A 24,209-nucleotide genomic window follows, 5' to 3' on the forward strand; every position below is an offset into this window, starting at 1 on the left:
CTCAGCGCAATCCAATTGAAACCCCGCCGGACGTTTTGCCAGGCGGGGCAGGCTTTTATCTTGCAGCTCTGGGAAGCTAGACAGGGTTAACCGTCTCCAAGACTTCACTCCCGCTTAAGCCACTGCCGGATTTGCTCGGCAGCCACATCGCGACCTCCCAAGCCAAAAGCCAAAGCCACAGCCACAGCAATGGCGCCCAGCACCAGGCCAAAGGCCAGCACCACAATATCGGTGGCTACGCCCATCTGCTGCAGGGCCATGGCGCCAACGAAAACCAAAATGGCCACCCGCGCCGCCTGCGCCAGCACTCCTGAGGAGGGGTTGCCGAGGCTCTTAACCATGGAATGGGCCAAATTCGCCAGGTAAAGACCGATCCCAAACACCAAAGCGCCGATGAGCACCCGCCCGGAAATGACCAACAGCCCCTCCACGATGTCGGTCAAAGCAGCAAACTGCAGCAGCTCCACCGCCGGCACTGCCCCGAACAAGACCACGCCCACCCAGACCACCAAGCCAGCAATCTCAGAGGGAGTGCGCCGCTTCACCAAGGTTGAGGGATCCCCTTCGGCGGCGGGAGCTTCAGGAGCAGGGGCCGAGGGCAAGCCAAGGCCGGCAGCCAAGCGGTCGAAACCGATTGCCTGCAGCAACTGGGTCACCAAGCCAGCCAAAAACTGCCCCAGCCAGTAGAACACGGCCAGGATGAGAGCAGATCCTGCAATTCGGGGAATGGCCCGCAACACCTGCTCCAGCATCGCCACCGCTGGATCGGAGATGGCCCGGATTTCCAGGGCCTTGAGGGCGGCAATCACTGCCGGGATCAACACCAAGACGTAGGCCACTGTGCCCACCGTTTGGGCCAGCTGGGGAATGCCAAAGCGTGCCCCCAAGCGGTTATCTCCCGCTGCCACCAACAAATTGGAAACGATCCCACGCACGATGCGAGCTAGAAACCAGCCCCCCACACCGATGATGAGCGCTCCCAAAATGCGGGGTACCATCGACAGGATTTGATCCAGCAGGTTTTGCACTGGCTGCAGCGGCCCCCGCAGGTTCAGCGTGTCCAGGATAAGCGGTAGAAAGAACAAGAAGATCAACCAGTAGAGGGCGTCGCCCAGAGCTTCATTCAAGAGAAAGGGAGCGACCTCAGCGCCTCCCTCCGGCTTGGCAGCAGTTCCTTCCGTAGCCGCCTCCGGTTGGAGGGGTTGAGCTAGCCGCTCATCCAAGTTAAAGCGCCGCAGCCCTTGGATAACTGCCAGCCGGGCAACGGTGGCCACCGCCCAGCCCACCCCTAGCAGCACCAGCGCTCCGCCTAGCCGCGGCAGGTAGACGAAAATCTCTCCCAAAAACTTGTTGAGCGGATCGGAGACAGCCTGAAGCTGGAGAGCATTCAGCACCGCTACCAACACAAAAGCGAGGATAATCCAGTAAACAGCAGCAGCCACCCAGCGCTCAGTTTGCGGAGGCCTCTCGCCGGGCCTCTGGCCCATAATCCAGGTGGCCAAGCGGTTATCAAGCTGCGTCCGTTTGAGCAGCCCCCGAACGCCGAAAGCCACCACCCTGGCCACGATCCAACCCAAAACTAGAATGGCAAGCGCCGCCAGTAGATTGGGCATGAAATCAATGACTCTAGCCCAAAGATTGACAGCAAAAGAGACGGCTTCATTGCGAAGGTCGTTTGCAGGGGTTTCCATGATTACCCTCACAGCATGAGATGTTCAAAAGAGTAGGTTAGCCTGAAGCCCTTCTTTGGGCAAGCTGGCCTGGGAGAAAGCCTCAAGCGTCAAGCAGAAACGCTGAGTCTTGCAACAAAGCTTTACATCCATTCCCAGGATGCCGATGGTTAACCAAAGCTCCAGGGCAAAAGTTCAAGGTTCAGGTGTATAGAGGAAAACTTTTGCTTTAGAACCCTTTGCTTTTCCTCACTTAAATTGATTTTTTCCAATACACCAGCCCATCCTCTCCGTTGTAATAGCCCTTGCGGCGTCCCAGCAATTGAAACCCTGCCGATTCATAGAGGCGGATGGCGGCCTGGTTAGAAGCCCTCACCTCCAACGTGGCCCAGCGACAGCCTGCTGCCCTGGCTTGGCTCAACAGCTCCTCCAGGATCCTTCGACCCAAACCACGCCGCCGATGGGCAGGATCCACCGCCAACGAGATGATGTGGGCTTCTTCTTCGATGCGCCAGAGGATGCCAAAGCCCACGAGCGCTTGGGTCGTTTGCGTCGCGAGGTCTGGAGAGGGAGGGGGGAACTCCGTTCGGCCCAAGCCACAGGAAGCGCCAGCGGCAGCCGGTTCCGCCACAACCCCGATCACCGTGCTGCTGGGTCTTTCCAGCTCCGCGCGATAGCCCTGTTCTCCCCAGTATCCGCCGTAGCAGCGGCGATCCAGCTCCAGCAATTGGGGCAGGGCGGTGAGGTCGAGCACCTGCAGCCGATAACTCGTACCGCTCATGGTGGTCTAGTCCCGCAATTCGCAGAACTCGGCCAGCAACAACTGCCCAAAGGGATCGTCATCGGGGGCGGCATAGGGCAGGGCTCGGCGGCTAAGGCTTAAGATCTGACCCCCCGATTGGGGATGGGGCTTGAGCTCGTAATCGATCCCTTCTTGGAAGCCGGCCTCTTGCAGGTAATCTTGGGCGGCTTTGAGGATCCCTGCTCGCAGTTGGGCTTTGACGGCAGGGGCCATGAGGTGGCGAACAAACCAGCGGGCGCTGTCGGGATCCACCTCGGCAAGGTATTGGAGAGCGGGAGTCAACACCGCGGAGCGCTCTTGGGGGGAGAGGCCGTTGACCTGCTGCGCTACCGCGGGCACATCCCGCCTTTGCATGGCCTGGATCAGGGTTTGGATGGCCGGAGAAAAAGAGGGATCCGACGCTTGGCTCATGGCTGCCAAAAGGATTCGAGGGTGCGGACAAGGGCCGCTGCTTCCGAAGGAGAGGGGGGGCTCGGCAGACAGACGGTAACATGGCCCAGCTTGCGCCCCGGGCGGGCGGGGGTCTTGTGGTACCAGTGCACCGTGGCATTGGGGATCGCAGCCAAGCGCTGCCGCTGCTCGGCATAGTCGCCGGTGGAGTGCTCGTAGCCCAAGAGGTTGACCATCACCGCCCCCCCACACTTGAGGGAAGGATCCCCCAAGGGGAGACCGAGGATGGCCCGCAGATGCTGCTCAAATTGCGAGGTGTGGCAGGCTTCCAGGGTGTAGTGGCCGGAGTTGTGAACCCGCGGCGAGATTTCGTTGATCCAGATCCCGGCTTTGGGCTGGGGCGGCGGCACCCAGAACAGCTCGATGGCAAACACGCCCACCGCATCCAATTTTTCCATCACCTTGACCGCCAAATCCCGGATCTCGGCCTCAACAGAGGAAGGGATGCGGGCGGGCACCAAGACGTGGCGACAGACTTGGTTAACTTGAACCGTCTCCACCACGGGGTAGATCTGGATTTCTCCCGTCAGCCCTCGCGCCACCATCACCGCCAGCTCCCGCTCAAACGGGATCCACTCTTCAACCAGCAGCGGGATCCCGGCATACTCAGCCAGAGCCTGTTGCAAGGTTGCTGGGTCGGGCAGGATGCGGGTGCCCTGCCCATCGTAGCCCTGCCGCCGCCGCTTGAGCACCAAGGGAAAGCTCAGGCTAGGTAGATCTGCCGTCTCCGCAGGCCAAAAAGCCGGCACCGGCATCCCCAGCTCTGCCAGAAACTGCCGTTGGTGCAACTTGTCCAGCAGCGGCTCTAGCGTGCTCAGGCGAGGACGAAAGCGGGATCCCTGCGGATCCAGTTTTTGCAGCTCCGCCAGCGGGATGAACTCGTTCTCAAATGTTACCACCGGGCAGCGTTGCAGCAACTGGGCTGTGGCCTGGGTGTCGGTCACGGCACCCCAGACCACGCCGTCGGCCACGGCCACCGCCGGATCGGTAGGAGCGGCAGCCTGAACAATCAGCGGGATCCCCAATGGGCGAGCCGCCAAAGCCAACATCTGCGCCAACTGCCCACCGCCGATCACCCCCACCGGTTGGAAGCTCTGGTTTTTTGGGGATACCTGGGGTTCCACCACTGTCTCGCTATACTGACGGGTGTGCCTGCTTGGATCCAAAACCCATTATGGGATCCCTTGCCCTCTAGCGCTAGGAGAAAAACGGTGGAACCCCCTCAACCTTCTGAGCTCAGAGCTTTGATCGACCGGGCTTTGGCAGATAAGGTCTTAACCCGCGCTGAACAACAGCAGATCCTCAATGCCGTCGCAGCCGATCAAGAGGTTTCCCCAGAAGAGCACGAGCTGCTGGAATTGGTTGTGGAGCGGCTCAACAGCGGCGAGATTCGCGCCGTGGATTGAGCCCGTTCTCATATTCCAAGCGCCTCAAGCAATACCCGCCAGGCATTGCCTAGAATGGAGATCCCCACCCCCTTTGACTGCTGCCATGAGTTCTCGCTCTTCTGACTGGTTCACGCGGGCTCGCCACATCTTTTACGGCACGGCCACTGCCCTGGTGGAGATCCTCCAAGACCCGGAAAAGCGGGCCGAAAACCTCAACCGCCTCTCGATGGACTTGGCACAACTGGCAGCAGAACTGGAGCAAAAGGGGGAGCTGATCGAACAGGAGGCTGTCCGCTACGTTGAAAGTCTCAGGGATCCAGCCGCCAACGCCCCCGCCACAGTTCCAGACAGCGAGAGGCCCGCTCCTGCTGAGAGTACCCCCCCGACCACGGCTTCCCCTGCCGGCTCTGCCCCTATCTCCAAAGAAGAGATGGCCGAGCTGATGGAACTGATCCACCAGATCGAGTCTTTGCGCCTGGATCTAGAGCGGCTGCGCACAGAACCTCCCTCTGCCTCCTCCTAAGTCTTGTGCGGTTCGACGTCATCACCCTCTTCCCGGAGTTTTTTGCAACGCCGCTGCGCATCGGGCTGGTGGGCAAGGCCCTAGAGCAGGGGATTGCCGAGGTTCACTGCACCAACCCGCGGGACTTTGCCACCGACAAGCACCGCCGGGTCGATGATGAGCCCTACGGGGGCGGGGTGGGCATGGTGCTCAAGCCAGAGCCTTTCTTTGCAGCCGTCGCCTCCCTGCCCCGCCTGGATCCCTGCGAGATCATCTTGCTCACGCCCCAGGGGCAACCGCTGAACCAGGCGCTGCTGCAAGAACTTGCCCAAAAGGCGCAGCTCATCCTGCTCTGTGGCCAGTACGAAGGCTTTGACGAGCGGATCCGCCAACACCTGGCCACCCGCGAGGTGTCGCTGGGCGATTTTGTCCTGACAGGGGGGGAGATCCCGGCGCTGGCCTTGATCAACGGCGTGGTGCGGCTCTTGCCGGGCACAGTTGGTAAGATAGATTCGCTGAGGAGCGAAAGTTTCGAGACGGGGCTACTGGAGTATCCTCAGTACACCCGTCCACCGGAGTTCCAAGGGCACAAGGTGCCGCCGGTGCTTCTCTCAGGCGACCACCGAGCCATCGCCCGTTGGCGTCTGCAACAGCAGTTGGTTCGCACCTGGCGAAGGCGACCAGACCTGTTGGCCAAACGCCCCCTCACGCCTGAAGAACAACAGTTGCTGGCAGAGGGACTGGCCGAGCAGCACACCGATGTGGAGGAACAGGATCGATGTTTGTAAACCGTCTCCGCTCCCCTTTCACCCCTGTTGGCCGGCTTGGGATCCCTGCAGCGCTGGGTCTGCTTCTGCTGGGGATCCTGGCCAGCTCCGAAGTTGCCCTGGCCCAAAGGGGAGATGTCAACGAGGCCATCCGCCGCGACCGCAACGTCCAGTTGTTCGACGGCACCAGCATTGACATGAACGACCTCCTGCGGGCCGCCGAGTTTCTCTCCCGGCAAAATGCCGCCTCGCGTTGGGACAGCAAAGCCGGGATCGACGCAGCGGTAGAGCAATTCAACCGCTCCCGCCGCCCTTTGGTGCTCTCCCCCAGAGCGCTGACGCCTGAGTCCACTCCCGACCCTTGAGAGGGATCCCACCCTCAACAGATCTGTTAAGATCGCTAAGCCGATCTTGCGTGCGCTAAAAGGTGGCGCACCGTTTTCGGGATCCATCAGGAGATACCACCGTGGTTAAAAGCACCTCTTCTAGCAAAGCCGATACGGAACAGCGTTTGGATCCCGCCAGCCGGGGCCACTCCAGTTCCACTGAGTCTAAAGGGATCCCAGGCTTTCTCCAAGAGACCCGTGCGGAGTTGGCCAAAATTGTTTGGCCGAGCCGCCAGCAACTGATTAGCGAATCGGTGGGAGTTTTACTGATTGTGTTGGCCTTCGCCTCGTTCATCTACCTGGTCGATCAACTGTTCGGCTGGCTGGCCACTCAACTGTTCTCGTGAGGTTTTTCCCCAGATGGCCCCTGCCAAGGACTTGGGGAGAGGAGGCCCATGCACACAGACAGATACAGAGAGGAGGTGAGGTGATGAGCCCAGAGCCAGAGCAGCGGCGGAGAGGCCGGGGGGGCCGCCTCGAGCCCCTAGAGCCTGCGGGCACGGCGGCGGAGGGGGAAGAAAGCGAAAGTCAAGGTCGCCGCAACCTGCGCTGGTACGCCGTGCAGGTGGCTTCAGGCTGCGAAAACAAAGTCAAAAGCACCCTGATGCAGCGGGCGGCGGCTCTGGATGTGGCAGATCAGATTGTCGAGGTGGTGATCCCGAAGCGGACGGGCTTCAAGCTCGATCGATCCGGCAAGCGCCAGGAACAAGAGGAAAAGATTTTTCCCGGCTATGTGCTGGTGCGCATGGATCTCAACGACGACACCTGGATGGTGGTGAAAACCACCCCCAACGTGATCAACTTCGTCGGCACGGAAGAGAGAAGGGCCTACGGTCGTGGTCGCGGCCATGTGACGCCACGGCCCCTTAGCCCCAGCGAAGTCCAGCGCATCTTCAGCAGCGTCGAGGTGGAAGAAGTGCCCCTCAAGATCGACATGGCACCTGGGGATCGCATCGAGGTGCTCTCTGGCCCCTTCCAGGGATTTTACGGCGAGGTGGTGGATGTCAGCCCAGAGCGGGGCAAGCTCAAGGCTTTGATCTCGATTTTCGGGCGCGATACTCCGGTAGAATTAGAGTTTGGTCAAGTGCGCAAAGAGGTGTAACCGCGTTTCATGGCTAAGAAACTGGTGGCAGTGGTCAAGCTGGCCATCCAAGCGGGCAAAGCCACCCCCGCTCCCCCCATCGGCCCGGCTCTGGGCCAGCACGGGGTTAACATCATGGCCTTCTGCAAGGAATATAACGCCAAAACGGCCGATCAAGCCGGGATGGTGGTGCCGGTCGAGATCTCGATTTACGAGGATCGCAGCTTCACCTTCGTCCTCAAGACGCCGCCGGCTTCGGTGTTGATCAAAAAAGCCCTCGGCATTGAGTCGGGATCCAGTGAGCCCCACAAAGTCAAGGTAGGATCCCTGACGCGGGCGCAACTGCGCCAGATTGCCGAGCAGAAGCTGCCCGATTTGAATGCCCGTGACGTGGAGGCGGCCATGAAGATCATCGCCGGCACCGCCCGCAGCATGGGGGTGACAATAGTTGATTGATTGTCGATCGACTTAAGGATCTCTAGTCTTTGTTGTCTGGAAGTTTTGGCAGACCATTATGGGGGAGAGAAGTTCTCGCCAGCACCCCGAGGAGAAACTATGGCTCGAAAACTGTCCAAACGTATGCAAGCTTTGCGGGAGAAAGTCAAGCCCATTGCCTATCCCCCCGCAGAAGCCCTGGCCCTGATGAAGGAGACGGCCACTGCCAAATTTGACGAGGCGGCGGAGGTTCACATCCGCCTGGGGATCGATCCCAAGTACGCCGACCAGCAGTTGCGCACCACCGTCGTCTTGCCCCGCGGCACCGGGCAGGAGATTCGCGTGGCGGTGATTGCCCGCGGCGAGAAGGTTACGGAAGCCCAGAACGCAGGGGCCGACCGGGTGGGCTTTGAAGACCTGATCGAGGAGATCGGCAAGGGCGTGATCGACTTCGACCTGCTGATTGCCACCCCCGATGTGATGCCCCAGGTTGCTAAGCTGGGGCGGCTATTGGGGCCGCGCGGCCTCATGCCCTCTCCCAAGGGCGGGACGGTCACCATGGATTTGGCCCAAGCCATCAAGGAGTTCAAAGCCGGCAAGCTGGAGTACCGGGCGGACAAAACCGGCATTGTGCATTTGATCTTCGGCAAGTGCAAGTTTCCCGTCGAAGCTCTGCTGGAAAACCTGAAAGCCGTGCAGGAGTCCATTGATCGCAACCGTCCCCCTGGAGCCAAGGGCAAGTATTGGCGAGCTCTACATGTTTGTGCTACAATGGGGCCCTCGATTGAGGTTGACATCAATGCTCTGCGAGAGCTGAAGTTGGTTGCTTAAGCCTGCTTCGGCGCTGCAAAGGGGCAAAGGCAGTTGCTTGCCGTTTGAATTGGCCATTTTTCCGGAGGATCTGGGCAGAGAAGAGCTTTCCACAGTCGAATAGCGAGCCGAAGACAGCAGGGGCCAAGGGGCTTAATGTCCTGCCGAGGTTTGAGCGGAGTGCTAAGGGATCCCGTTGTGGACTGCTAGGTTACGCTTGCCTCAATGCGTCTCGGCTATGGCTGAGGCGCATTCTCTTTGGCGGCTCCAGATACCCCCTTCCGACGGCAACACCTGTTCGGCTCTCAGTGAGCCAGTGACCACAAAGGAGGTGAGCGTATGGGCAAGCAACCTTTAGCGAAAAAAGCGGAGATGGTCGATGAAGTTCGCTCCCTGTTGCAAGCCAGCCAAATGGTGCTGGTAATCGACTACAAGGGGCTGACCGTTTCCGAGATGAACCAACTGCGGGCGGAGCTGCGCAAGGCGGATGCTGTCTGCATGGTTGTTAAAAATACCTTGATGCGGCGGGCTGTCGCCGACCAAAAGGCTTGGGCAGGAATTCTTCCCTTCCTGTCAGGGCCGACGGCCTTTATCATGATCCGGGGCGATATTCCGGCAGCCCTGAAGGCGTATCAAGATTTCGCCAAGCAAACCAAGAAAACCGAGTTCTGCGGCGCCGCTGCCGAGGGGCTATCTCTGACCTTGGATCAGGCCAAGGCCATCGCCGAGCTGCCGCCCAAGGAGGTGCTCATGGCCCAGGTGGCGGGCAGCCTCAAGTCGGTAGCCACTCGACTGGCGGTTGGGCTCAATGCCGTGCCTACGCAGGTGGCCCGCGGTATCCAAGAAATCCCGGCCTCCCTGGCAAGGGCCATCCGGGCTATTGCCGACAAGGAGGCGGCCTGACGGGCTCGGCCTGTCTTGGGTTCATCGACCCGATTCCACCCTATCCACTTCGTTACCCTGAGGAGACAAGACCATGGCTTCGGAGCGTGTTCAAAAGATCCTGGAAGAGTTGAAAGCGTTGAGCTTGTTGGAAGCTTCCGAGTTGGTGAAAGCCATCGAAGAAGCCTTTGGCGTCAGTGCGGCTGCCCCGGCAGGTGGCATGGTCATGGCTGCTCCCGTGGCAGCAGCAGCGGCGCCGGCGCCGGCAGCGGCGCCTGAACCGGTGGAAGAGCAGACGGCCTTTGATGTCATTCTCGAGGCTGTCCCCGCGGATAAGAAGATCGCCGTCCTCAAGGTGGTGCGCGAGTTGACCGGCTTGGGCCTGAAAGATGCCAAAGATCTTGTGGAGGCTGCTCCCAAACCGGTCAAGGAAGGGATCCCCAAAGAGGAAGCCAACGAGATCAAGAAGAAGCTAGAGGAAGCTGGCGCCACGGTCAAGGTCAAGTAGTCCCGTCGGCAGGGGAAAGGGATCCTCATCCAGAGCGCCTCTTGCTTCCAGAAAAGGGGTGCTGCCAGAGCCCCAAGTTTAACCAGAACGATGAGGGAGGGGCAAAGCAGCCCCTCCTTTTTCACTGATATGCCGCCGCGCCCTGCCCCTCTCCCTCGGCAAGGCAGGGAAATCGTTTGGCTAGTCTCCCCTGGGAGAAGGGGAGGGTTGGCGAGGCCGGCAAGTGCCCAGGTCTCTCTTGCTGATTGGAGCGCTTCAACTCTGAAAACGCCCTCGTCAGCCGGTCGGAAACCCTTACAATGGGTTACGGACGTTCGCCAGCACCCCCCATGGACTTCGGAGTCGGATTTCTCTCCAACAACGTCATGCTGCCGATCCTGGATTTTTTCTACGGGATCGTGCCCAGCTATGGACTGGCCATCATCTTCCTGACGTTGGTGATCCGCTTTGCCCTCTACCCCCTCAACGTCGGATCCATCCGCAACATGCGGCGCATGAAGGTGATCAACCCCCTGATGCAGCGGCGGATGCGAGAGATCCAGGAAAAGTACCGGGATGACCCGCAAAAGCTGCGCGAGGCCCAGGCCAAACTGTACAGCGAGCTGGGGGTCAACCCGCTGGGGGGTTGTCTGCCGCTCTTGATTCAAATGCCGGTGCTGTTTGCTCTGTTTGCCACGCTGCGGGGATCCCCCTTTGCGGCGGTTACCTACGATGTCAACCTGCAGATCCTGCCAGCAGAGGTGGCGGCAGAGGTGGTGCCCACCCCCTACGTCAGCCCCAGCAAGAACATCTTCGTCACCGACTCGGTACACAAGCCGGTGGTGCTGGTGGCGCCCAAGGGCACCAAGATTGCCGTAGGGGAGCAGGTGCAGTTTAGGCTGCAGGGGCCGGGGGGCAAGCCCTTTGAGCAGTTGGTGGCAGAGGCGGGCGGGGATCCCACCCTGTTGCGGCCCACCTGGAAGATCACCAAAGGAGAAGAGCGGGCCCAGATCCAGCCGGATGGCACCTTGCTGGCCCTGCAGCCGGGGGAAGTGACGGTGGAGGTTGCGATCCCGGGCTTGGCCTCTGACACGGGCTTTCTGTTTATCGACAAGTTAGGCCGCGTCGGCGCCTTTGATCCGGATGGCACCATTCACTGGGACATCATCGGCATGATCGTCCTTTTCGGTGTCTCCATTTACCTGAACCAATCCCTGACCAACGCCGGCCAGGAGGATCCCAGCCAGAGCTCGATGGCCCGCATCACCCCTGTGCTGTTCTCGGCGATGTTCCTGTTCTTCCCCTTGCCGGCTGGGGTCTTGCTCTATATTCTTGTCTCCAACATCTTCCAAACCGTGCAAACCTTCTTGCTCTCGCGGGAGCCGTTGCCTGAGAACTTGCAGCAGTTGGTGGAAGAGGAGCGCCGTCGCGCTGCCCAGGCGAGCACAGGGGAAGCCAAGGAGGTTGACCGACCAGCCAAGCCAAAGGCAGCCGGGGGAGGGCGCGAATCCCTGCCCTTTGAGCCCTAGCAAGTCCTTGCTGCTTGGCTTGGGGCGGGCTTAGGTCGAGTGCTTGATACCTCTTCAGAATTGGAAGCTGCCCAGGATGAGCCGCCCTGAGTCCTCTACGGGATCTGTGAAGGGATCCGCCGCCAAAAAATCGCATCAGAAGTCTGAGGGAACCGCTGCGCCTTCCCAGGGCAAGCTTTCTCCTGCCGAACATCGAGAACGGGCCAGGCAGTGGTTGCAGCAGGTGCTGGCGGCGATGGGAATCCCGGCGGTGGTGCGAGTGGTGGGGGAGATAATCGAAATCGAGGCCGATTCTCTAACGCCGGCTCAGAAGCAAATGTTGCTCTCAAAAGCGCCTGCATCGCCCTTGCCGCCGTCCAAAGAAGCCGGCCCCGAGGAAGAGCGCTCCCCGGTGGTTTTGGATGCGTTGCAGTATTTGGCCAACACCCTTCTCAACCTCAACCAGCCAGAAGACCAACAGCAGCCCTATATCCTGGATCTGGATGGCTATCGTCAGCGCCGTTTGCAGGAGCTCAAAGCCTTGGTTGCTGTCGCGGTGGAAAAGGTGAGAACCAGTGGTCGGGAATACGAGTTTCCCGATCTCTCTGCTGCCGAGCGGCGGCAGATCCACACGCTCCTGAAAGACCCTGCCTACGCCGATCTGGAAACTTTCAGCCGTGGCAAGGAGCCTGACCGTCGCCTGGTGATCCGGCGGGCCTCTTCTCGACCCTGACCTGGAGGCGCTGGCTGTGCGGCTCTCTTGCCGATAGGGGCGATTCCGGGATCCCTGCTACCCAAGACGTATAAAGGGGGATGTCATGCTGAGGCCAATTCGTCTATCCGACCTGCGGCAGATGCCTGGTCAAACCCAAGAGGTTCACTTTAGGCAGTTTTTCCCAGGTTTTGAGAGCTTGACCCCTGTGGAGGGATCCCTGCAGGCCAGCCACCGGGGGCATTTCCTGGAGGTGAGCGCCGAGGCCCGCACCATCGTCACCCTCACCTGTCACCGCTGCCTGCAGCAGTTTAACCACCGGCTGCATCTGCAGGTTGAGGAGATCATCCTGATTCGGGAGCCCAGTCCTGAACCCCCGCCCCTGGAGTTGGAATTGCGGGACGAAGAGGATCTGCTGGAGAGCCTGCCGCCCAACGGCGAGCTGGATATCGAAGACTGGATGTACCAACACCTGCATTTGGAGATGCCCCACCAGTTGCCCTGTCGCCCCGATTGCCCGGGCATTGTGGTGGAAGCGGCTGCGCCGCCGCCGGTGGATCCCCGCTGGTCGGCCCTGGCTGCCCTCCTTAAAGACTCTCCCCATCCCTAGCCACTCTCCGCGAGAGGGCTTCGGGCCATGAGCTGTATCGCTGCTGGCTAGAATGACCCCAAATTGGCAGGTTCTTTGGCGTTTTGCTCGGCCCCACACCGTCTACGGCACCAGTGCCAGTCTACTGGGCCTCTACTTGCTGGCCGGGTTCGTGGCCGCTGAACCAACGGCCCTGCTAGCTGTCCTTCCCCAGTTGGGCGTGGCTTGGGTGGCTTGTCTGGCGGCCAATGTCTACATTGTCGGCCTCAACCAGCTCACGGATATCGAGATCGACCGCATCAACAAACCCCATCTGCCCTTGGCCGCCGGCTCCCTGAGTTGGCGACAGGGGGTGGGGATCGTCGCCGCCTGCGGGGTGGCATCCATCCTATTGGCCCTGACAGGGATCCCGTACCTGTTGTTGACGGTGCTGTTGAGCAACGGGATCGGCACGGCCTACTCCCTGCCCCCCCTGCGGTTGAAGCGGTTTCCGCTGGCGGCCTCGGCTTGTATCTATTGTGTGCGGGGGTTGATCGTCAATCTGGGCCTGTACAGCCATTTTCAGCAGTTGATGCAGGGGGGAGTCGAGCTTTCTGCTCCCATTGTTTTTCTGACAGGGTTTATGTCTATTTTTGGGCTGGTGATCGCCCTTTTCAAGGATATTCCCGACATGGAGGGGGATCGCCGGTTTGCCATTGCCACCTTTTCGTTGCGCTTTGGCCAGGAGCGGATCTCAAAGTTTTGCATCGGCATTTTGGCCGCTTGTTACCTAGCCTTTATCGCTTTGGGAAGCTATTTTCTCCTCATGGGCCGGGGCGCCTGGATGCTGTTAGGACATGGGCTGGGGTTGGGGATCCTTTTGGGCTATGGTGTTCGCCTGGATCTGGGTTGCCGCGACGCGATTGTCACCTATTATCAACTGATCTGGAAGTTGTTTTACCTGGAGTATTTGCTCTATCCTTGGGCCTTCTTCCCTTTTTCCTAACATTTGCCAGGAGCCGCGATCTTGCCCCGGCTCAGGCGGGCAGCCGATCTCCAAAAACCTAGAGATACCGCTTCATCTGGATGCGAAAGCGGCCCTTTTTCGTCTCGGCCACCTCTTCAATTTGCAGCCGACCGCGACCGCGAATGGCAATCCAATCCTGGGGGCCGACGGTGTAGCTGGCTTGGGTAATCGGCTTCCAATTAACCCGCACCTCTCCCCGCTGGATCTCTTCCACCATCTTGCTGCGAGACAGGCCAAATCCTGCCGAGGCCACTGCATCCAGGCGCAAAGAGGCTTCCACGCTGGTGATGGACTTCACCCGCGGCGGTTGAACCTTCAACTGGCTGAGAGGGATCCGGCTGACCTTGACGGGCACGCTGCGCACCTGGGTTAGGTTGAGGCTGAGATAGTCCACCAGCTCCGGCACAACGATGGCCTGGGCCCCGAATTCGCCCACCACGAGGATGTCTCCCACCTTCTCGCGGGCAATTCCCGTCGCCAAAAGGGCTCCCAAAAAGTCGCGGTGGGTGGCCGGGTCGAAAAGAAAGTTTCCTTGGATTTGAACGGCGGCCAAGGGGATCCCTTCTGCGCCTTCCACCTCCAGGCTGACCTCAGGGCGGGCCAGGGCTAGGCGTTGCCGCTCTGCCTGGGCATAGCCTCCCCAGGCCATCACCTGCAGTTCGGCCAAGTTGTGCAACCGGCTTTGTACCTCGGCTACTTCTGCCGGGGAGAGAAAGTCACTCCAGACCACTTGCCAGGTTTTGAGGGCTTGCTCCCCCAGATCCAGAATGCGCGCCAAGGTTTCTCGATACTCCGCTCCTTTCAGTAGTTCGGTTCTGGGCAGCATGTTGGGGCGCTTCAATCTTTGCGGTTCTGTTCTGTTTGTCCCATGCTAAGCTAGATCCCCAGGATCCTGGCGGGCGTAGCCAAGCGGTTAAGGCAGAGGATTGTGGTTCCTCCATTCGTGGGTTCGAGTCCCATCGTCCGCCCTGCCGCAATAACCTGGGCCCTGCCAATTTAGAGAAAACCTCAAAACCTTGCAAAACTGCTGGCAACCAAGCTGAGGAAGGGTTCCCGAGGGCCGCACCTGGCAACGGAATCACCCGCAGCTCAGGATCAGGGTTCCCACGGCGTCGATATTGCCCGTCCAACCGGCTTCGATCACCACGGTAGCCTCCGGCATCTCCACAATCGCTGGCCCGCCCAGTTGAAACCCCACCCCCATGCGCCGCCGATCGTAGACTGGGACCGGTCGCATCCGGCCGCCCGTCCAGGCCTGGCGCTCCCCCTTGAAGGGATCCCCTGGCAGGGGGGGCGGCGCCTTTAAAGGCACAGGGGGCAAAGCTTGTACCGCCCGCAGACGCAGCTGGATCACCTCCACCTCTTGGTCGGGATCCTGCCAGCCGTAGCGCTGGCGGTGGGCCTGGTGAAACCGCTGCTCCAAGAGAGAAACCGGATCCGACAACTGGGCCGGGATCTCCAGCTCAAAAGACTGGCCGCGGTAGCGCAGGTCGAGGCTGAAGGAGAGCCCCGGCTCCTGCAGGTCGGCTTGCGCCTGGCGGATGAGGGGCGCCGCCCACTGGGCCAAAAGGGATCCTCCCCCTTCCCCCTCCAACTGTTGCAGCGGCTGCAGGATGGCCCGCCGGTAGTCCCGCCGCAGATCGGCCAAAGCCATACCCAGAGCCGAGAGGACACCGGCAAAGGCTGGGACGAGGACGCGGCGGATCCCCAGCTCTTCCGCCAGGGCACAGGCGTGCATGGGCCCGGCTCCGCCAAAGGCCAACAGGGCAAAATCGGCAGGATCCAAGCCCCGCTCCACGCTGATGACCCGCAAAGCCCGCGCCATGGCCACATTGGCCAGGGTGCGAATGCCAACAGCCGTCTCCTCCAAAGTCAAACCCAAGGGCTCCGCCAGCGTTCCGATGGCCTGGCCGGCCAAGTCCCGCCGTAGGCAAACAGCGTCCCCCAGCCAGCCCCCATCCGGCAAGTAGCCCAGCCAGAGGTTGGCGTCGGTTACCGTGGGAGCCGTTCCTCCCCGCCCATAGCAGGCCGGCCCAGGGTTGGAGCCGGCACTCTCCGGCCCCACCTGCAGCCCCCCGCCCGGCAACAGCGAGGCCAGGGATCCGCCCCCGGCGCTGACGGTATGGATGTCGATCTGGGGCTGTTGCACCGGCAGGCCGCACACCACCGCTGACGGGGTAACCTGAGGGAGGCCGTCTTGAATGAGGGCCACATCGGTACTGGTTCCCCCCATATCGAAGCTGAGCAGATGGGAATAGCCGCTCAGCCAGCCCAGGTAGGCCGCCCCGTAAACGCCGCCCGCTGGCCCCGAAAGCAGCGCCACCGAGGCATGAGCCGCTGCCTGGGCAATGGAAGTGACGCCGCCGGAGGATTGCATGATCAGGGGTTCGGGGATCCCTCGCTGCCGGCAGCCCTGCGCCAAGCGGTGCAGGTAGCCCGCCAGCACCGGGCTGAGGTAGGCATCAATGGCCGTGGTGCTAAAGCGCTCGTATTCCCGAAACTCCGGCGCCACTTCGCAGGAGAGGGAAACATGCAAGTCGGGGAAAGCCTCTCTCAGGGCCGCCCCCAGGCGCTGCTCGTGCTCCGGGTAGAGGAAAGAAAACAAGAATCCCACCCCCACGGCACGGATCCCATCCCGCTCTACCCGCTCGCCCACTTCCCGGAGGACGCGCTGGATTTCCTCTTCCGTCAGCGGCTCGACCACGCCGCCGGCGCTGCAGCGCTCCTTCACCTCCAGGCAGTGGTGGCGGGGCACCACCGGCTCTGGCTTGGGCTGGGTGAGGTCGTAAAGGGAAGGGCGGTTTTGGCGACCAATGGCCAGCACATCCCGGAAGCCCGCCGTGGTCAGAAACAGGGTGGGGGATCCCTTGCGCTCCAAGAGGGCGTTGGTGGCCACCGTCATGCCGTGGCAGAACACGTCCACCTCAACTGGGCCCAGCTTGTCCAGGGCGGCAAAGACCCCCGCTTCTGGGCTGGGGGTGGAGAGCACCTTGGCTGTCCGGATCTGGCCTTCCTGGAGGAGCACCAGATCCGTGAAGGTGCCTCCCACGTCGATCCCCAGGCGGACCAGGCCCCCCTGCCTCCCATCCTGTTGCTTGCCTTGCGCGCTACTGGCATTGGCCATGGCTCGATAAGACCCTTGGGCAGGCCTCAACCCCTCGCTAGAGACGAGGCCGGGGCACCTCTTCCGACTTGCTTTCCAGGGGTTGCTCCTGCTGCAAAAGCTGGCGAAAGGCCGGCTCGTCCAGCCGGTAGTCCCGCTGCTCGATCAGATCCCGCTCCGTAGAGTAGATGGTGTCCGACTCCCGCACCACTTCTTGGCGGCGGAAGCGGCGGGCAAAGTCGAGCTTGCGCAGCAGCGCCTCGGAGGGACGCTTCAGCCGCTCTTGCCAGAACCGCCGGATGCGATTGCGGCGCTCCACCCCCTGGTTGCGGAACTGCAACGTCAGCCACCGCACTGCAGGCACTGCCAAAAACAGCGTGCCGTAGAGAAAGAGGAATCCAATCAGCGGGTAGATAAACGCCAAAAAGGCGTTGCTGCCAGCGGCGGCTGCCACCTCCTCCCGCGCCCCGTAGAGAATGGCCGCCAAGAGGAAATTGAGCACACCCAAGCCAGCAGCTAGGGTCAGTTGCTCAGGGGTGGCGCGGCTAAACACCCAGGGTTTTTCTTGCAACACCTCCGGGATCTTCTTGGAGCGGCGCTCTGAGGCGGCCACCTGTAGCTCTGGGAAGCGATAGACGATATCGCCGTCCTCGCTTACCTCCGGCTGGCCGTCGAACTTGAGCAGAATGGGCAGCATATAGTCTTCGTATTCTAGGGCCGGGGATCCCGGCTCCACATCCAGGTAGGGCAGCACCTGCTCGGCGGCGATCACCCCCCCGTTGGCGCGGATCACTTGGCCGATCAAGGCATAGCGCTCCTCTTCCAGGTTGGCGTTGGGATCCCCGTCCCCAAACAGGAAGCTGTACACCGCCTCCAAAAAGTTCATCTCCGATTTTTCCCGGCGGGGCTGCGCCCGACCGGAATAGCCCCCGTAGTAGGGGTAGGGACTCCAGAAGGGGTTGCCCACCCAAAGGTTGGGGAAGTAGAAGAACCCCACCTCGCGCGAGCGACTGCGACTGCCGCTGCCCTCTTCACGACTGCTGGCCATCTGCAGAGCTATCAACGCCAGGGTGATGAGGATAATCGACACCACCAACAGGATGCCGAAGGAGATGCGCAGCCCGTAGAGAAAGCCGCCCCACAGCTTGCGTCGCAAGGCTGCCAGCCGATCCTGCTGCTCCCTGCGCTTGAGAATGTCGCGAAAGTCGGGCGGGAAAACGTAGGCAATCTCCCCCTGCCGCGAAACCTGGAGATGCCCCCCCGCCTTTTGGGCTAACTTCAGCAACTCCTGTTTGGCCTCCTCTAGGGCCAGGCCTGTGCTGGAGGCAATATCTCCCAGAGTGACCCGCAAGCCCAACTGCTCTACTGCATCGATGACCAATGTCTGTGTAGCCACTCTCAACCTCCGCTGGTTACCTACTGTTGCCCGGGATCCAACTGGGACGCTCGCCCAGCATCTGCAGCCAAGGGTTACAGCCATCCCTATTCCCAGTATCTCTCTTCAACTCGGGGGCGACGAGGGCGGCTGTTGCTGCTTTTGGGTCAGGCAGCCTGTCTCTGCGCCGACCCAGGGCTGGGCTAGGGCAGCCAGGCCATCACCGCTAGCAGGGCGAAAAGGATCCCGATCAACACCCACGTCAGCCGTTGGGTATTCAAGGGGGGAGCAGCCTCGCGGCGGATGGGATCGGCGACTTTTGGCAGGGAAGCTGGGCGGCGGGGGCGCTCATAGACCAGACGGCGTTCCCCTGGCTCGGCCTCTTCCAGATGGCTGAGATCTGGGATTTCGAGCAACCACTCTGCTGGTCGCCGCAGACGCGGAGCCTGCCAGATGCCCAACACGTAGCGGGCCTGTTGAGCCACTTCCGGATCCGGGTTGCCCAGCAAGGTTTGCGCCAAGCGGATCGCCTCCTGGGTCTCTCCAAGGGCCTCCTCGGCCAGGGCCTGCCAGAGCCGCAGCTTGCCCGCTTGCGGGTAGCGGCTTTGGGCCTGTTTCACCTGTTCCAGAACCCGACGGTATTGTCCCCGCTCAAAGCTGGCCTCAATCCGGGCCAGATGCTGGGGCAGGCGCAAGTCTTCGGGAGGGATCAACTCCGGATCCACCGATAAACCCCCCTAGGTAAGCTTTTGTTCTACCCCAAACCCCACCAGCAGCAGCTCCTCCAAGGGCTGACCGTGAGGGGGTCGTTGGTAGGTGAGGATCTGGCGCAGGCGCAGGCGTGGGTTAAGCAAGGTGATGGTATCCACAGCAACGACGCGGGTGTAGGTGGTGGTCATCACCAGTTGCAGGGATCCGGGATCGAAGCGGAAGCTGGCCACTATGGGGCGGTCTTCCTCATAGGCCCGATCCCGCAAGTAGTCGCCCTCCAGCCCACGGGGCCCTTCTCGCCGGGGCACGAAGAGCATGTTTAGCTCTTGCCCAGCCTCCTCCCCTTTTTCGGAAACCGTCTCAAACGCCAGGTGGAAGCCCAAAAACCCGTCCACACCGTGGTTGGGGTAGTTGTTGTCGGCCAGTACCTTCTCCTTGAGCTCAGGGGTGAGGGTGCGAATGGTGAAGTCGGTGCGCGAACGCTCCACCTCCCCTCGATCCAAATAGTGGTAGGTGCGCTCGGTGTGCCAGGCGCCAATGCAGCAGTTGAAGAAGTGGTGAAATTTTTGCAGGGCATTCATGCCAGAGGGATCGAGAGCAGGGCCAAGTGGACGGCTAAACCCGATCCTAAAACGAATCGCAGACAAACAGGCACTCCCCTTCTCCCCCTCAGGTGTTAGCTGCCGCTGGGATCCCCTGGGCCACCGACAAAGTCGCCCCCAACACTTCCAAAGCCCGCTGCAACTGCCCATCCTCAGGGCCGCCCAGGCTTTCTGCCGTCAGGGGAACAGGGCCCGCGGCCACCTCCACATCGGGCTGGATCCCTTGGCGATGAATGTCGTGGCCGTTGGGGGTGAGGTATTTGGCAGTGGTCACGGCCAGCCCCGAGCCGTCCGCCAGCTCCAGCAGGGATTGGATCAGCCCCTTGCCGAAGGTGCGCGTTCCCACCAGTTGCGCCCGTCCGCTGTCCTGCAACGCCCCCGCCAAGACTTCGCTGGCGCTGGCACTGCCCTGGTTCACTAAGACGACCAAGGGGGCTGCCGTGAGGACTTCGCCGGTGGCGGGAATGCCGTCCTGAATGCCGTAGCGATCCGTCACTCGCACGATGTCGCCTTTGGGGATCCAAAAGCGAGCAATCTCAATGGCCGCCTGCAGTAACCCTCCGGGGTTGTTGCGCAGATCGAGGATGTAGCCCCGCACTCCTCGCGCTTCTGCGGCCTGGATGGCCTGACGCACTTGAGCGGCGGCATTGCCGTTAAACTGGCTGAGGCGGATGTAGGCTACCTCCCCCTGGGGCAGCTTGAAAAAACCGGTGCGCACCGGGTTGATCAGGATGGACTGCCGCACCAGCTCCACCTCCCAGATGCGCTCCTGCCGCCTTAGCCGTAGGCTAACGGTTGTGCCGCTGGGGCCGCGCATGCGTTCTGCCACCTCATCCAAGCTCAGCCCTGCCACTGGCACCTGATCCACCGCCAGGATCTCATCTTGAGGTTGGATCCCGGCCCGCTCGGCAGGAGTCCCCTCCATTGGGGCGATGACCCGTACTGCCCCCTGCCCGTCGATGGCAATCTGGAGGCCGACGCCGCTCAACTCGCCAGCAGTGGAAGTCTGCAGGCTGAGGTAGTGCTCCCTGTCCAAAAAGCGGGTGTAGGGATCCCCCAGAGTTGCCAGCATCTCCTCGATGGCCCGGTAGGTCTCTTGCCGATCCTTCAGGGGCCGAGAGAGAAAGCGCTGGCGCACCTGCCACCAGTTCTGTCCGTTGAAACCCGGATCCACGTAGGCCCGATCCACATAGGCCCACGCCTGCGCCAGCAGTTGCTGCTCTTCCCCCCAGCGGCTGGCCTGCACCTGACAGGCGCCAATGCCCAAACTCGCCCAGAGCAGGCACCCTAGCAACAAAACTCGGACAGCCTGGCGTAACCCCCATCCGATCCCCAACCCTCTGCAACTGCTTTCCCCAGATCTCGGCTTCTGCGCAATCATCGGATCCCAAACTGAAGAAGAAGCTAAGAAATACTAAGAAACGTGAACAAGATGAGACATCAGCAGGCGTTTGGGCTGTTGGTGTAGGGATCCCTGTCTCAAAGCTGAGCCCGACTTCATGATCGTGTTAACGATCGTGTTAACGAATTGTGTTACAGTGCTATAGGGAGTGGGCCCGCCCCGCCCTGGATATCCAACTCTAAAAATTGCAGGCATCATGAGCAAAGTTTACGACTGGCTAGACGAGCGGCTGGAGATCACGCCTTTCGTCGATGACGCAACCGGAAAATTCATTCCGCCCCACGTTAACATCTTCTACTGCCTCGGCGGCATCACGCTGGTGTGCTTCCTCATTCAGTTTGCCACCGGCTTTGCCATGACTTTTTACTACCGTCCAACGGTGGCCGAGGCTTTTGAATCGGTCAACTACATCATGACCCAGGTCAACTTCGGCTGGCTGCTGCGCTCCATCCACCGCTGGAGTGCTTCCATGATGGTGTTGATGATGATTCTACACACCTTCCGGGTTTACCTGACGGGGGGGTTCAAGAAGCCGCGCGAGCTGACCTGGGTAACCGGCGTGATCTTGGCGGTACTGACGGTTTCCTTTGGGGTTACCGGTTACTCCCTGCCTTGGGATCAGGTGGGCTATTGGGCAGTCAAGATCGTCTCCGGGGTGCCCAGTGCCATTCCGGTGGTGGGGGATGCCCTGGTCCAGCTTATCCGCGGCGGCGAGGCAGTTGGCCAAGCCACCCTCACCCGTTTCTACAGCCTGCACACCTTTGTGTTGCCTTGGCTGACGGCGGTCTTCATGACGATGCACTTTCTGATGATCCGCCGCCAGGGCATCTCCGGGCCTTTGTGATCCCAAACCGGTTCTTGTGAGCCGGGCACCCTGGATGCATCTTTTCAGAACTTTTGCCCTAGACAAGGAGAATGGCTATGCCGGTCTCAAAGCAAGTGATAGCAACCGAGGCGATTACCCGCAAAGTTGACCTAGACAATCCCAAAGTTTTGGCCAAGCTGAAGAAGAACATGGGCCACATGACCTACGGGGAGCCCGCTTGGCCCAACGATTTGCTCTTTATGTTCCCGGTGGTGATCCTGGGCACTATTGGGGTGATTGTCGGCCTGGCGGTCATGGATCCGGCGGGTGTCGGCGAGCCGGCGGATCCCTTTGCCACGCCGCTGGAAATTCTGCCGGAGTGGTATCTCTACCCCGCGTTTCACATTTTGCGCATTGCTCCCAACAAGCTCTTGGGCATTGCCCTGATGTCGGCCATTCCGGTCGGCCTTCTGTTTGTGCCTTTCATCGAAAACGTCAACAAGTTTCAGAATCCGCTGCGCCGCCCCGTGGCGACGACGGTGTTTTTGATCGGCACCTTGGTCACCCTCTATTTGGGCATTGGCGCCACCTTGCCTCTGGATAAGTGGGTCACCCTGGGCCTGTTCTAGAGGGCAGAATATCGGCTTGATAACTCTGAGTGCAGCAGGCCGGTGGCCGGGCTGCACTTTTTTTGGACGTGGGGGACTTTTCGGCAAACCTGGGGGCCAAGGGATGGTAATATCGCTACGCATTCTTTTGCTGTGACCGCCCATGAGCGTTCCTTCCTCTGCTGTCCGAACCTATCGGATTACAGCCCTGGCCGGAGATGGGATCGGTCCTGAAATCATGCAGGTGGGGCGGGCGGTTTTGGATGCGGTTGCCGCTCAGGTGGGGTTTTCCCTCCAGTGGCAGGAGGGCTTGATTGGCGGGGCCGCCTACGAAGCCACGGGGGATCCCTTGCCGCCAGAGACCTTGAAAATGGCCCAGGAGAGCGATGCTGTTTACTTGGCGGCAGTTGGCGACTTTAAGTACGACACCCTGCCGCGGGAGAAGCGCCCTGAGCGGGCTTTGTTGGGCTTGCGGGCGGGCCTGGGGCTGTTTGCCAACTTGCGCCCGGTGAAGATCTTTCCGCAACTGGTGCAGGCCTCTTCCCTCAAGCCGGAGGTGGTTGCCGGGATCGACCTGGTGGTGGTGCGGGAGCTCACCGGCGGCATCTACTTCGGCCAACCCAAAGGGATCTTCACAGATGCCAAGGGATCCCGGCGGGGTGTGAACACCATGGCCTACAGCGAGGCGGAGGTGGATCGCATTGCCCGTGTGGCTTTTGAACTGGCCCGCAAACGCCGGCGCAAGCTCTGCTCGGTGGATAAAGCCAATGTCCTGGAAGTGTCACAACTGTGGCGGGAGCGGGTTACCGCCATTGCGGCTGAGTACCCCGACGTGGAGCTGTCCCACCTGTACGTCGATAATGCTGCCATGCAGTTGGTGCGCTGGCCCAAGCAGTTTGACGTCATTCTCACGGAGAACCTCTTCGGGGATATCCTCTCCGACGAGGCGGCGATGCTGACCGGGTCCATCGGCATGTTGCCCTCTGCCTCTTTGGGATCCTCTGGCCCTGGGGTGTACGAACCCGTACACGGGTCAGCCCCGGATATTGCCGGACAAGACAAGGCCAACCCCATTGCCCAGGTGCTCTCCGGGGCAATGCTGCTGCGCTACTCCTTGGATCAGCCCCAGGCTGCCGACCGCATCGAACAGGCCGTCGAGGCGGTTTTGGCCCAGGGCTACCGCACTGCCGACATCTACTCTGAGGGGATGACCCTCGTCGGCTGTCGGGAAATGGGGGAAAAGATCTTGGCTGCTCTGGCCCAGCAGCAAGCCTCCCCCCAAGGATCGCTCTCAGCCCCTGGTGGTTGAGGGGAGGTTCCCTCGTCGCTGCCCTGCCCTGGTGGCACGGCTACTCCTCTCCCAGAGGGAGGGATTGTCCCGACTGGTAAATTCCTGGAAACGGCCCTAGGGGCAGCTTCTCCCCCTAGGCAAAGCGATGGCCAAGCTGCATTGGGTCGTGGACGGTGATCTTTTTCTTGTGGATGGAAATGTAGTTCTTCTTGCGCAGCTCCCCCAACAGACGAGTGATGGTGACGCGAGTGGAGCCGATCGCTTCCGCAATGGCCTGGTGGGATAGCTTGAGATCGATGGTGACTCCATTGGGGCCGGGCACCCCGAAGTCGCGGCAGAGGATCAGTAGAAAGCTGACCAGACGGGATCCCATGTCGCGGTGGGCCAGCGTCTCGATCATCATCTCCGTCTGCAAGATGCGGGAAGACAGGCTCCTGAGGAGCAACATGGAGAGCTCAGCGTTCTCCCGCAAGGATTTTTCCACCTGTTCGATGGGCAGAGAGAGCAGCTGGACGCGGGTAAAGGCCACCGCGTGATAGAAGCGGTCGGAGCGCTGCCCCGTGATGAAGGAGAGCACCCCAAAGATGCTGTTTTCCCGCAGGAGAGCGACGGTAATTTCTTCCCCCATTTCGTAGACCCGCGAGAGCTTGACAGCTCCTTTCACCAAAAAGTAAACCCGCTCCGCCGGATCCCCAGGAAAGAAGATGGTCTTACCGCGCTCAAACGTTTCGATAACCGGAGGATGGTGAGGCCCTCCCAACTGTTTGAAGGCTGCAACCAGAGATTTTTCTGCAATGGCCACTGCCATATTCTTCAACCTTTTAAGGTCAGTTTATC

General features: G+C 60.8%; 28 protein-coding genes, 1 tRNA gene and 1 other annotated feature. Of the genes, 18 read left to right on the forward strand and 11 right to left on the reverse strand.

The genetic code is table 11. The features are described 5' to 3' along the window. Positions 1-104: 104 nt before the first annotated feature. The 4 genes from NW848_RS03195 to NW848_RS03210 all read right to left on the reverse strand — a co-directional run bounded on the left by NW848_RS03195 (position 105) and on the right by NW848_RS03210 (position 4,046). Positions 105-1,691 carry a mechanosensitive ion channel gene (locus NW848_RS03195; protein ID WP_414510456.1) on the reverse strand — a complete coding sequence of 529 codons (1,587 nt, stop codon included), beginning with the start codon at positions 1,689-1,691 and terminating at the stop codon, positions 105-107. A gap of 232 nt (positions 1,692-1,923) precedes the next feature. Then, a complete protein-coding gene (rimI, locus tag NW848_RS03200) occupies positions 1,924-2,451 on the reverse strand; it encodes a ribosomal protein S18-alanine N-acetyltransferase (protein WP_414510457.1) in 528 nt (175 codons plus the stop codon). Between the two features lie 6 nt (positions 2,452-2,457). After that, positions 2,458-2,883, reverse strand: coding sequence for a hypothetical protein (locus NW848_RS03205; protein WP_099813122.1), 426 nt, complete (start codon positions 2,881-2,883; stop codon positions 2,458-2,460). Beyond that, a complete protein-coding gene (locus NW848_RS03210; RefSeq protein ID WP_414390960.1) occupies positions 2,880-4,046 on the reverse strand; it encodes a 5-(carboxyamino)imidazole ribonucleotide synthase in 1,167 nt (388 codons plus the stop codon). The genes NW848_RS03205 and NW848_RS03210 overlap by 4 nt, the downstream gene beginning before the upstream one ends. 87 nt (positions 4,047-4,133) lie before the next feature. On the opposite strand from NW848_RS03210, the gene NW848_RS03215 reads away from it, so the two are divergent. From NW848_RS03215 to NW848_RS03280, 14 genes are all read left to right on the forward strand, one after another. Then, positions 4,134-4,328 carry a hypothetical protein gene (locus NW848_RS03215; RefSeq protein ID WP_414348107.1) on the forward strand — a complete coding sequence of 65 codons (195 nt, stop codon included), beginning with the start codon at positions 4,134-4,136 and terminating at the stop codon, positions 4,326-4,328. Positions 4,329-4,413: 85 nt separating this feature from the next. Then, entirely contained in the window at positions 4,414-4,833 is a 420-nt protein-coding gene (locus NW848_RS03220) for a hypothetical protein (protein ID WP_049749759.1), read from the forward strand. A gap of 5 nt (positions 4,834-4,838) precedes the next feature. Further along, positions 4,839-5,600: a tRNA (guanosine(37)-N1)-methyltransferase TrmD gene (gene trmD / locus NW848_RS03225; protein ID WP_011430605.1), complete on the forward strand. Its 762-nt coding sequence runs from the start codon at positions 4,839-4,841 to the stop codon at positions 5,598-5,600. After that, positions 5,591-5,944, forward strand: a complete 354-nt coding sequence (locus NW848_RS03230; protein ID WP_099813121.1) for a hypothetical protein — start codon at positions 5,591-5,593, stop codon at positions 5,942-5,944. The genes trmD and NW848_RS03230 overlap by 10 nt, the downstream gene beginning before the upstream one ends. A gap of 146 nt (positions 5,945-6,090) precedes the next feature. Continuing rightward, entirely contained in the window at positions 6,091-6,312 is a 222-nt protein-coding gene (gene secE, locus NW848_RS03235) for a preprotein translocase subunit SecE (RefSeq protein WP_228375513.1), read from the forward strand. Between the two features lie 83 nt (positions 6,313-6,395). Next, the gene (gene nusG, locus NW848_RS03240; protein WP_011430608.1) at positions 6,396-7,067 is read left to right on the forward strand and encodes a transcription termination/antitermination protein NusG; all 672 of its coding nucleotides are present in this window, start codon (positions 6,396-6,398) and stop codon (positions 7,065-7,067) included. A 9-nt stretch (positions 7,068-7,076) separates the two neighbouring features. After that, positions 7,077-7,502, forward strand: a complete 426-nt coding sequence (rplK, locus tag NW848_RS03245) for a 50S ribosomal protein L11 (protein ID WP_011430609.1) — start codon at positions 7,077-7,079, stop codon at positions 7,500-7,502. A 99-nt stretch (positions 7,503-7,601) separates the two neighbouring features. Then, the gene (gene rplA / locus NW848_RS03250; protein ID WP_011430610.1) at positions 7,602-8,312 is read left to right on the forward strand and encodes a 50S ribosomal protein L1; all 711 of its coding nucleotides are present in this window, start codon (positions 7,602-7,604) and stop codon (positions 8,310-8,312) included. Between the two features lie 89 nt (positions 8,313-8,401). Next, positions 8,402-8,557: a sequence feature (ribosomal protein L10 leader region), on the forward strand. 73 nt (positions 8,558-8,630) lie between these two features. Next, on the forward strand, positions 8,631-9,194 hold the full coding sequence (rplJ, locus tag NW848_RS03255; RefSeq protein WP_414510458.1) for a 50S ribosomal protein L10: 564 nt from the start codon (positions 8,631-8,633) through the stop codon (positions 9,192-9,194). A gap of 73 nt (positions 9,195-9,267) precedes the next feature. Then, a complete protein-coding gene (gene rplL, locus NW848_RS03260; protein ID WP_011430613.1) occupies positions 9,268-9,681 on the forward strand; it encodes a 50S ribosomal protein L7/L12 in 414 nt (137 codons plus the stop codon). A 329-nt stretch (positions 9,682-10,010) separates the two neighbouring features. Further along, complete coding sequence (gene yidC, locus NW848_RS03265; protein WP_011430615.1) at positions 10,011-11,189, forward strand: membrane protein insertase YidC; 1,179 nt, start codon at positions 10,011-10,013, stop codon at positions 11,187-11,189. A 76-nt stretch (positions 11,190-11,265) separates the two neighbouring features. Then, the gene (locus tag NW848_RS03270; RefSeq protein ID WP_240527859.1) at positions 11,266-11,901 is read left to right on the forward strand and encodes a protein jag; all 636 of its coding nucleotides are present in this window, start codon (positions 11,266-11,268) and stop codon (positions 11,899-11,901) included. Between the two features lie 85 nt (positions 11,902-11,986). Further along, positions 11,987-12,490, forward strand: a complete 504-nt coding sequence (locus tag NW848_RS03275; protein ID WP_011430617.1) for a YceD family protein — start codon at positions 11,987-11,989, stop codon at positions 12,488-12,490. 52 nt (positions 12,491-12,542) lie between these two features. Next, positions 12,543-13,454 carry a homogentisate phytyltransferase gene (locus NW848_RS03280; protein WP_011430618.1) on the forward strand — a complete coding sequence of 304 codons (912 nt, stop codon included), beginning with the start codon at positions 12,543-12,545 and terminating at the stop codon, positions 13,452-13,454. A 58-nt stretch (positions 13,455-13,512) separates the two neighbouring features. Here NW848_RS03280 and NW848_RS03285 read toward each other — a convergent pair whose 3' ends face one another. Continuing rightward, on the reverse strand, positions 13,513-14,301 hold the full coding sequence (locus NW848_RS03285) for a photosystem II S4 domain protein (RefSeq protein ID WP_011430619.1): 789 nt from the start codon (positions 14,299-14,301) through the stop codon (positions 13,513-13,515). Between the two features lie 69 nt (positions 14,302-14,370). On the opposite strand from NW848_RS03285, the gene NW848_RS03290 reads away from it, so the two are divergent. Next, a tRNA-His gene (locus tag NW848_RS03290) sits at positions 14,371-14,443 on the forward strand. Between the two features lie 110 nt (positions 14,444-14,553). Here NW848_RS03290 and NW848_RS03295 read toward each other — a convergent pair. The 5 genes from NW848_RS03295 to NW848_RS03315 form a co-directional block, all read right to left on the reverse strand. Further along, positions 14,554-16,599, reverse strand: a complete 2,046-nt coding sequence (locus NW848_RS03295) for a hydantoinase/oxoprolinase family protein (RefSeq protein WP_414402664.1) — start codon at positions 16,597-16,599, stop codon at positions 14,554-14,556. 37 nt (positions 16,600-16,636) lie between these two features. Then, positions 16,637-17,974: a hypothetical protein gene (locus tag NW848_RS03300; protein ID WP_041438408.1), complete on the reverse strand. Its 1,338-nt coding sequence runs from the start codon at positions 17,972-17,974 to the stop codon at positions 16,637-16,639. A gap of 182 nt (positions 17,975-18,156) precedes the next feature. Then, positions 18,157-18,678, reverse strand: a complete 522-nt coding sequence (locus tag NW848_RS03305; protein WP_228375239.1) for a hypothetical protein — start codon at positions 18,676-18,678, stop codon at positions 18,157-18,159. A gap of 12 nt (positions 18,679-18,690) precedes the next feature. Next, on the reverse strand, positions 18,691-19,311 hold the full coding sequence (locus NW848_RS03310; protein WP_228375241.1) for a phycobiliprotein lyase: 621 nt from the start codon (positions 19,309-19,311) through the stop codon (positions 18,691-18,693). A gap of 22 nt (positions 19,312-19,333) precedes the next feature. Further along, positions 19,334-20,647, reverse strand: coding sequence for a S41 family peptidase (locus NW848_RS03315; protein WP_011430624.1), 1,314 nt, complete (start codon positions 20,645-20,647; stop codon positions 19,334-19,336). Between the two features lie 217 nt (positions 20,648-20,864). Here NW848_RS03315 and petB point away from each other — a divergent pair, with 217 nt between their 5' ends. From petB to leuB, 3 genes are all read left to right on the forward strand, one after another. Next, positions 20,865-21,512 (forward strand): cytochrome b6, encoded by a 648-nt coding sequence (gene petB / locus NW848_RS03320; RefSeq protein WP_011430625.1) that lies wholly within the window; start codon positions 20,865-20,867, stop codon positions 21,510-21,512. Positions 21,513-21,589: 77 nt separating this feature from the next. Continuing rightward, the gene (petD, locus tag NW848_RS03325; RefSeq protein ID WP_049749760.1) at positions 21,590-22,102 is read left to right on the forward strand and encodes a cytochrome b6-f complex subunit IV; all 513 of its coding nucleotides are present in this window, start codon (positions 21,590-21,592) and stop codon (positions 22,100-22,102) included. Between the two features lie 142 nt (positions 22,103-22,244). Further along, positions 22,245-23,390, forward strand: a complete 1,146-nt coding sequence (gene leuB, locus NW848_RS03330; protein ID WP_011430627.1) for a 3-isopropylmalate dehydrogenase — start codon at positions 22,245-22,247, stop codon at positions 23,388-23,390. Between the two features lie 115 nt (positions 23,391-23,505). Here the strand turns inward: leuB and ntcA are convergent, their stop codons facing one another. Continuing rightward, complete coding sequence (gene ntcA, locus NW848_RS03335) at positions 23,506-24,180, reverse strand: global nitrogen regulator NtcA (protein ID WP_414508835.1); 675 nt, start codon at positions 24,178-24,180, stop codon at positions 23,506-23,508. Positions 24,181-24,209 lie beyond the last annotated feature (29 nt).

Source organism: Synechococcus sp. RC10A2, from assembly GCF_047502605.1.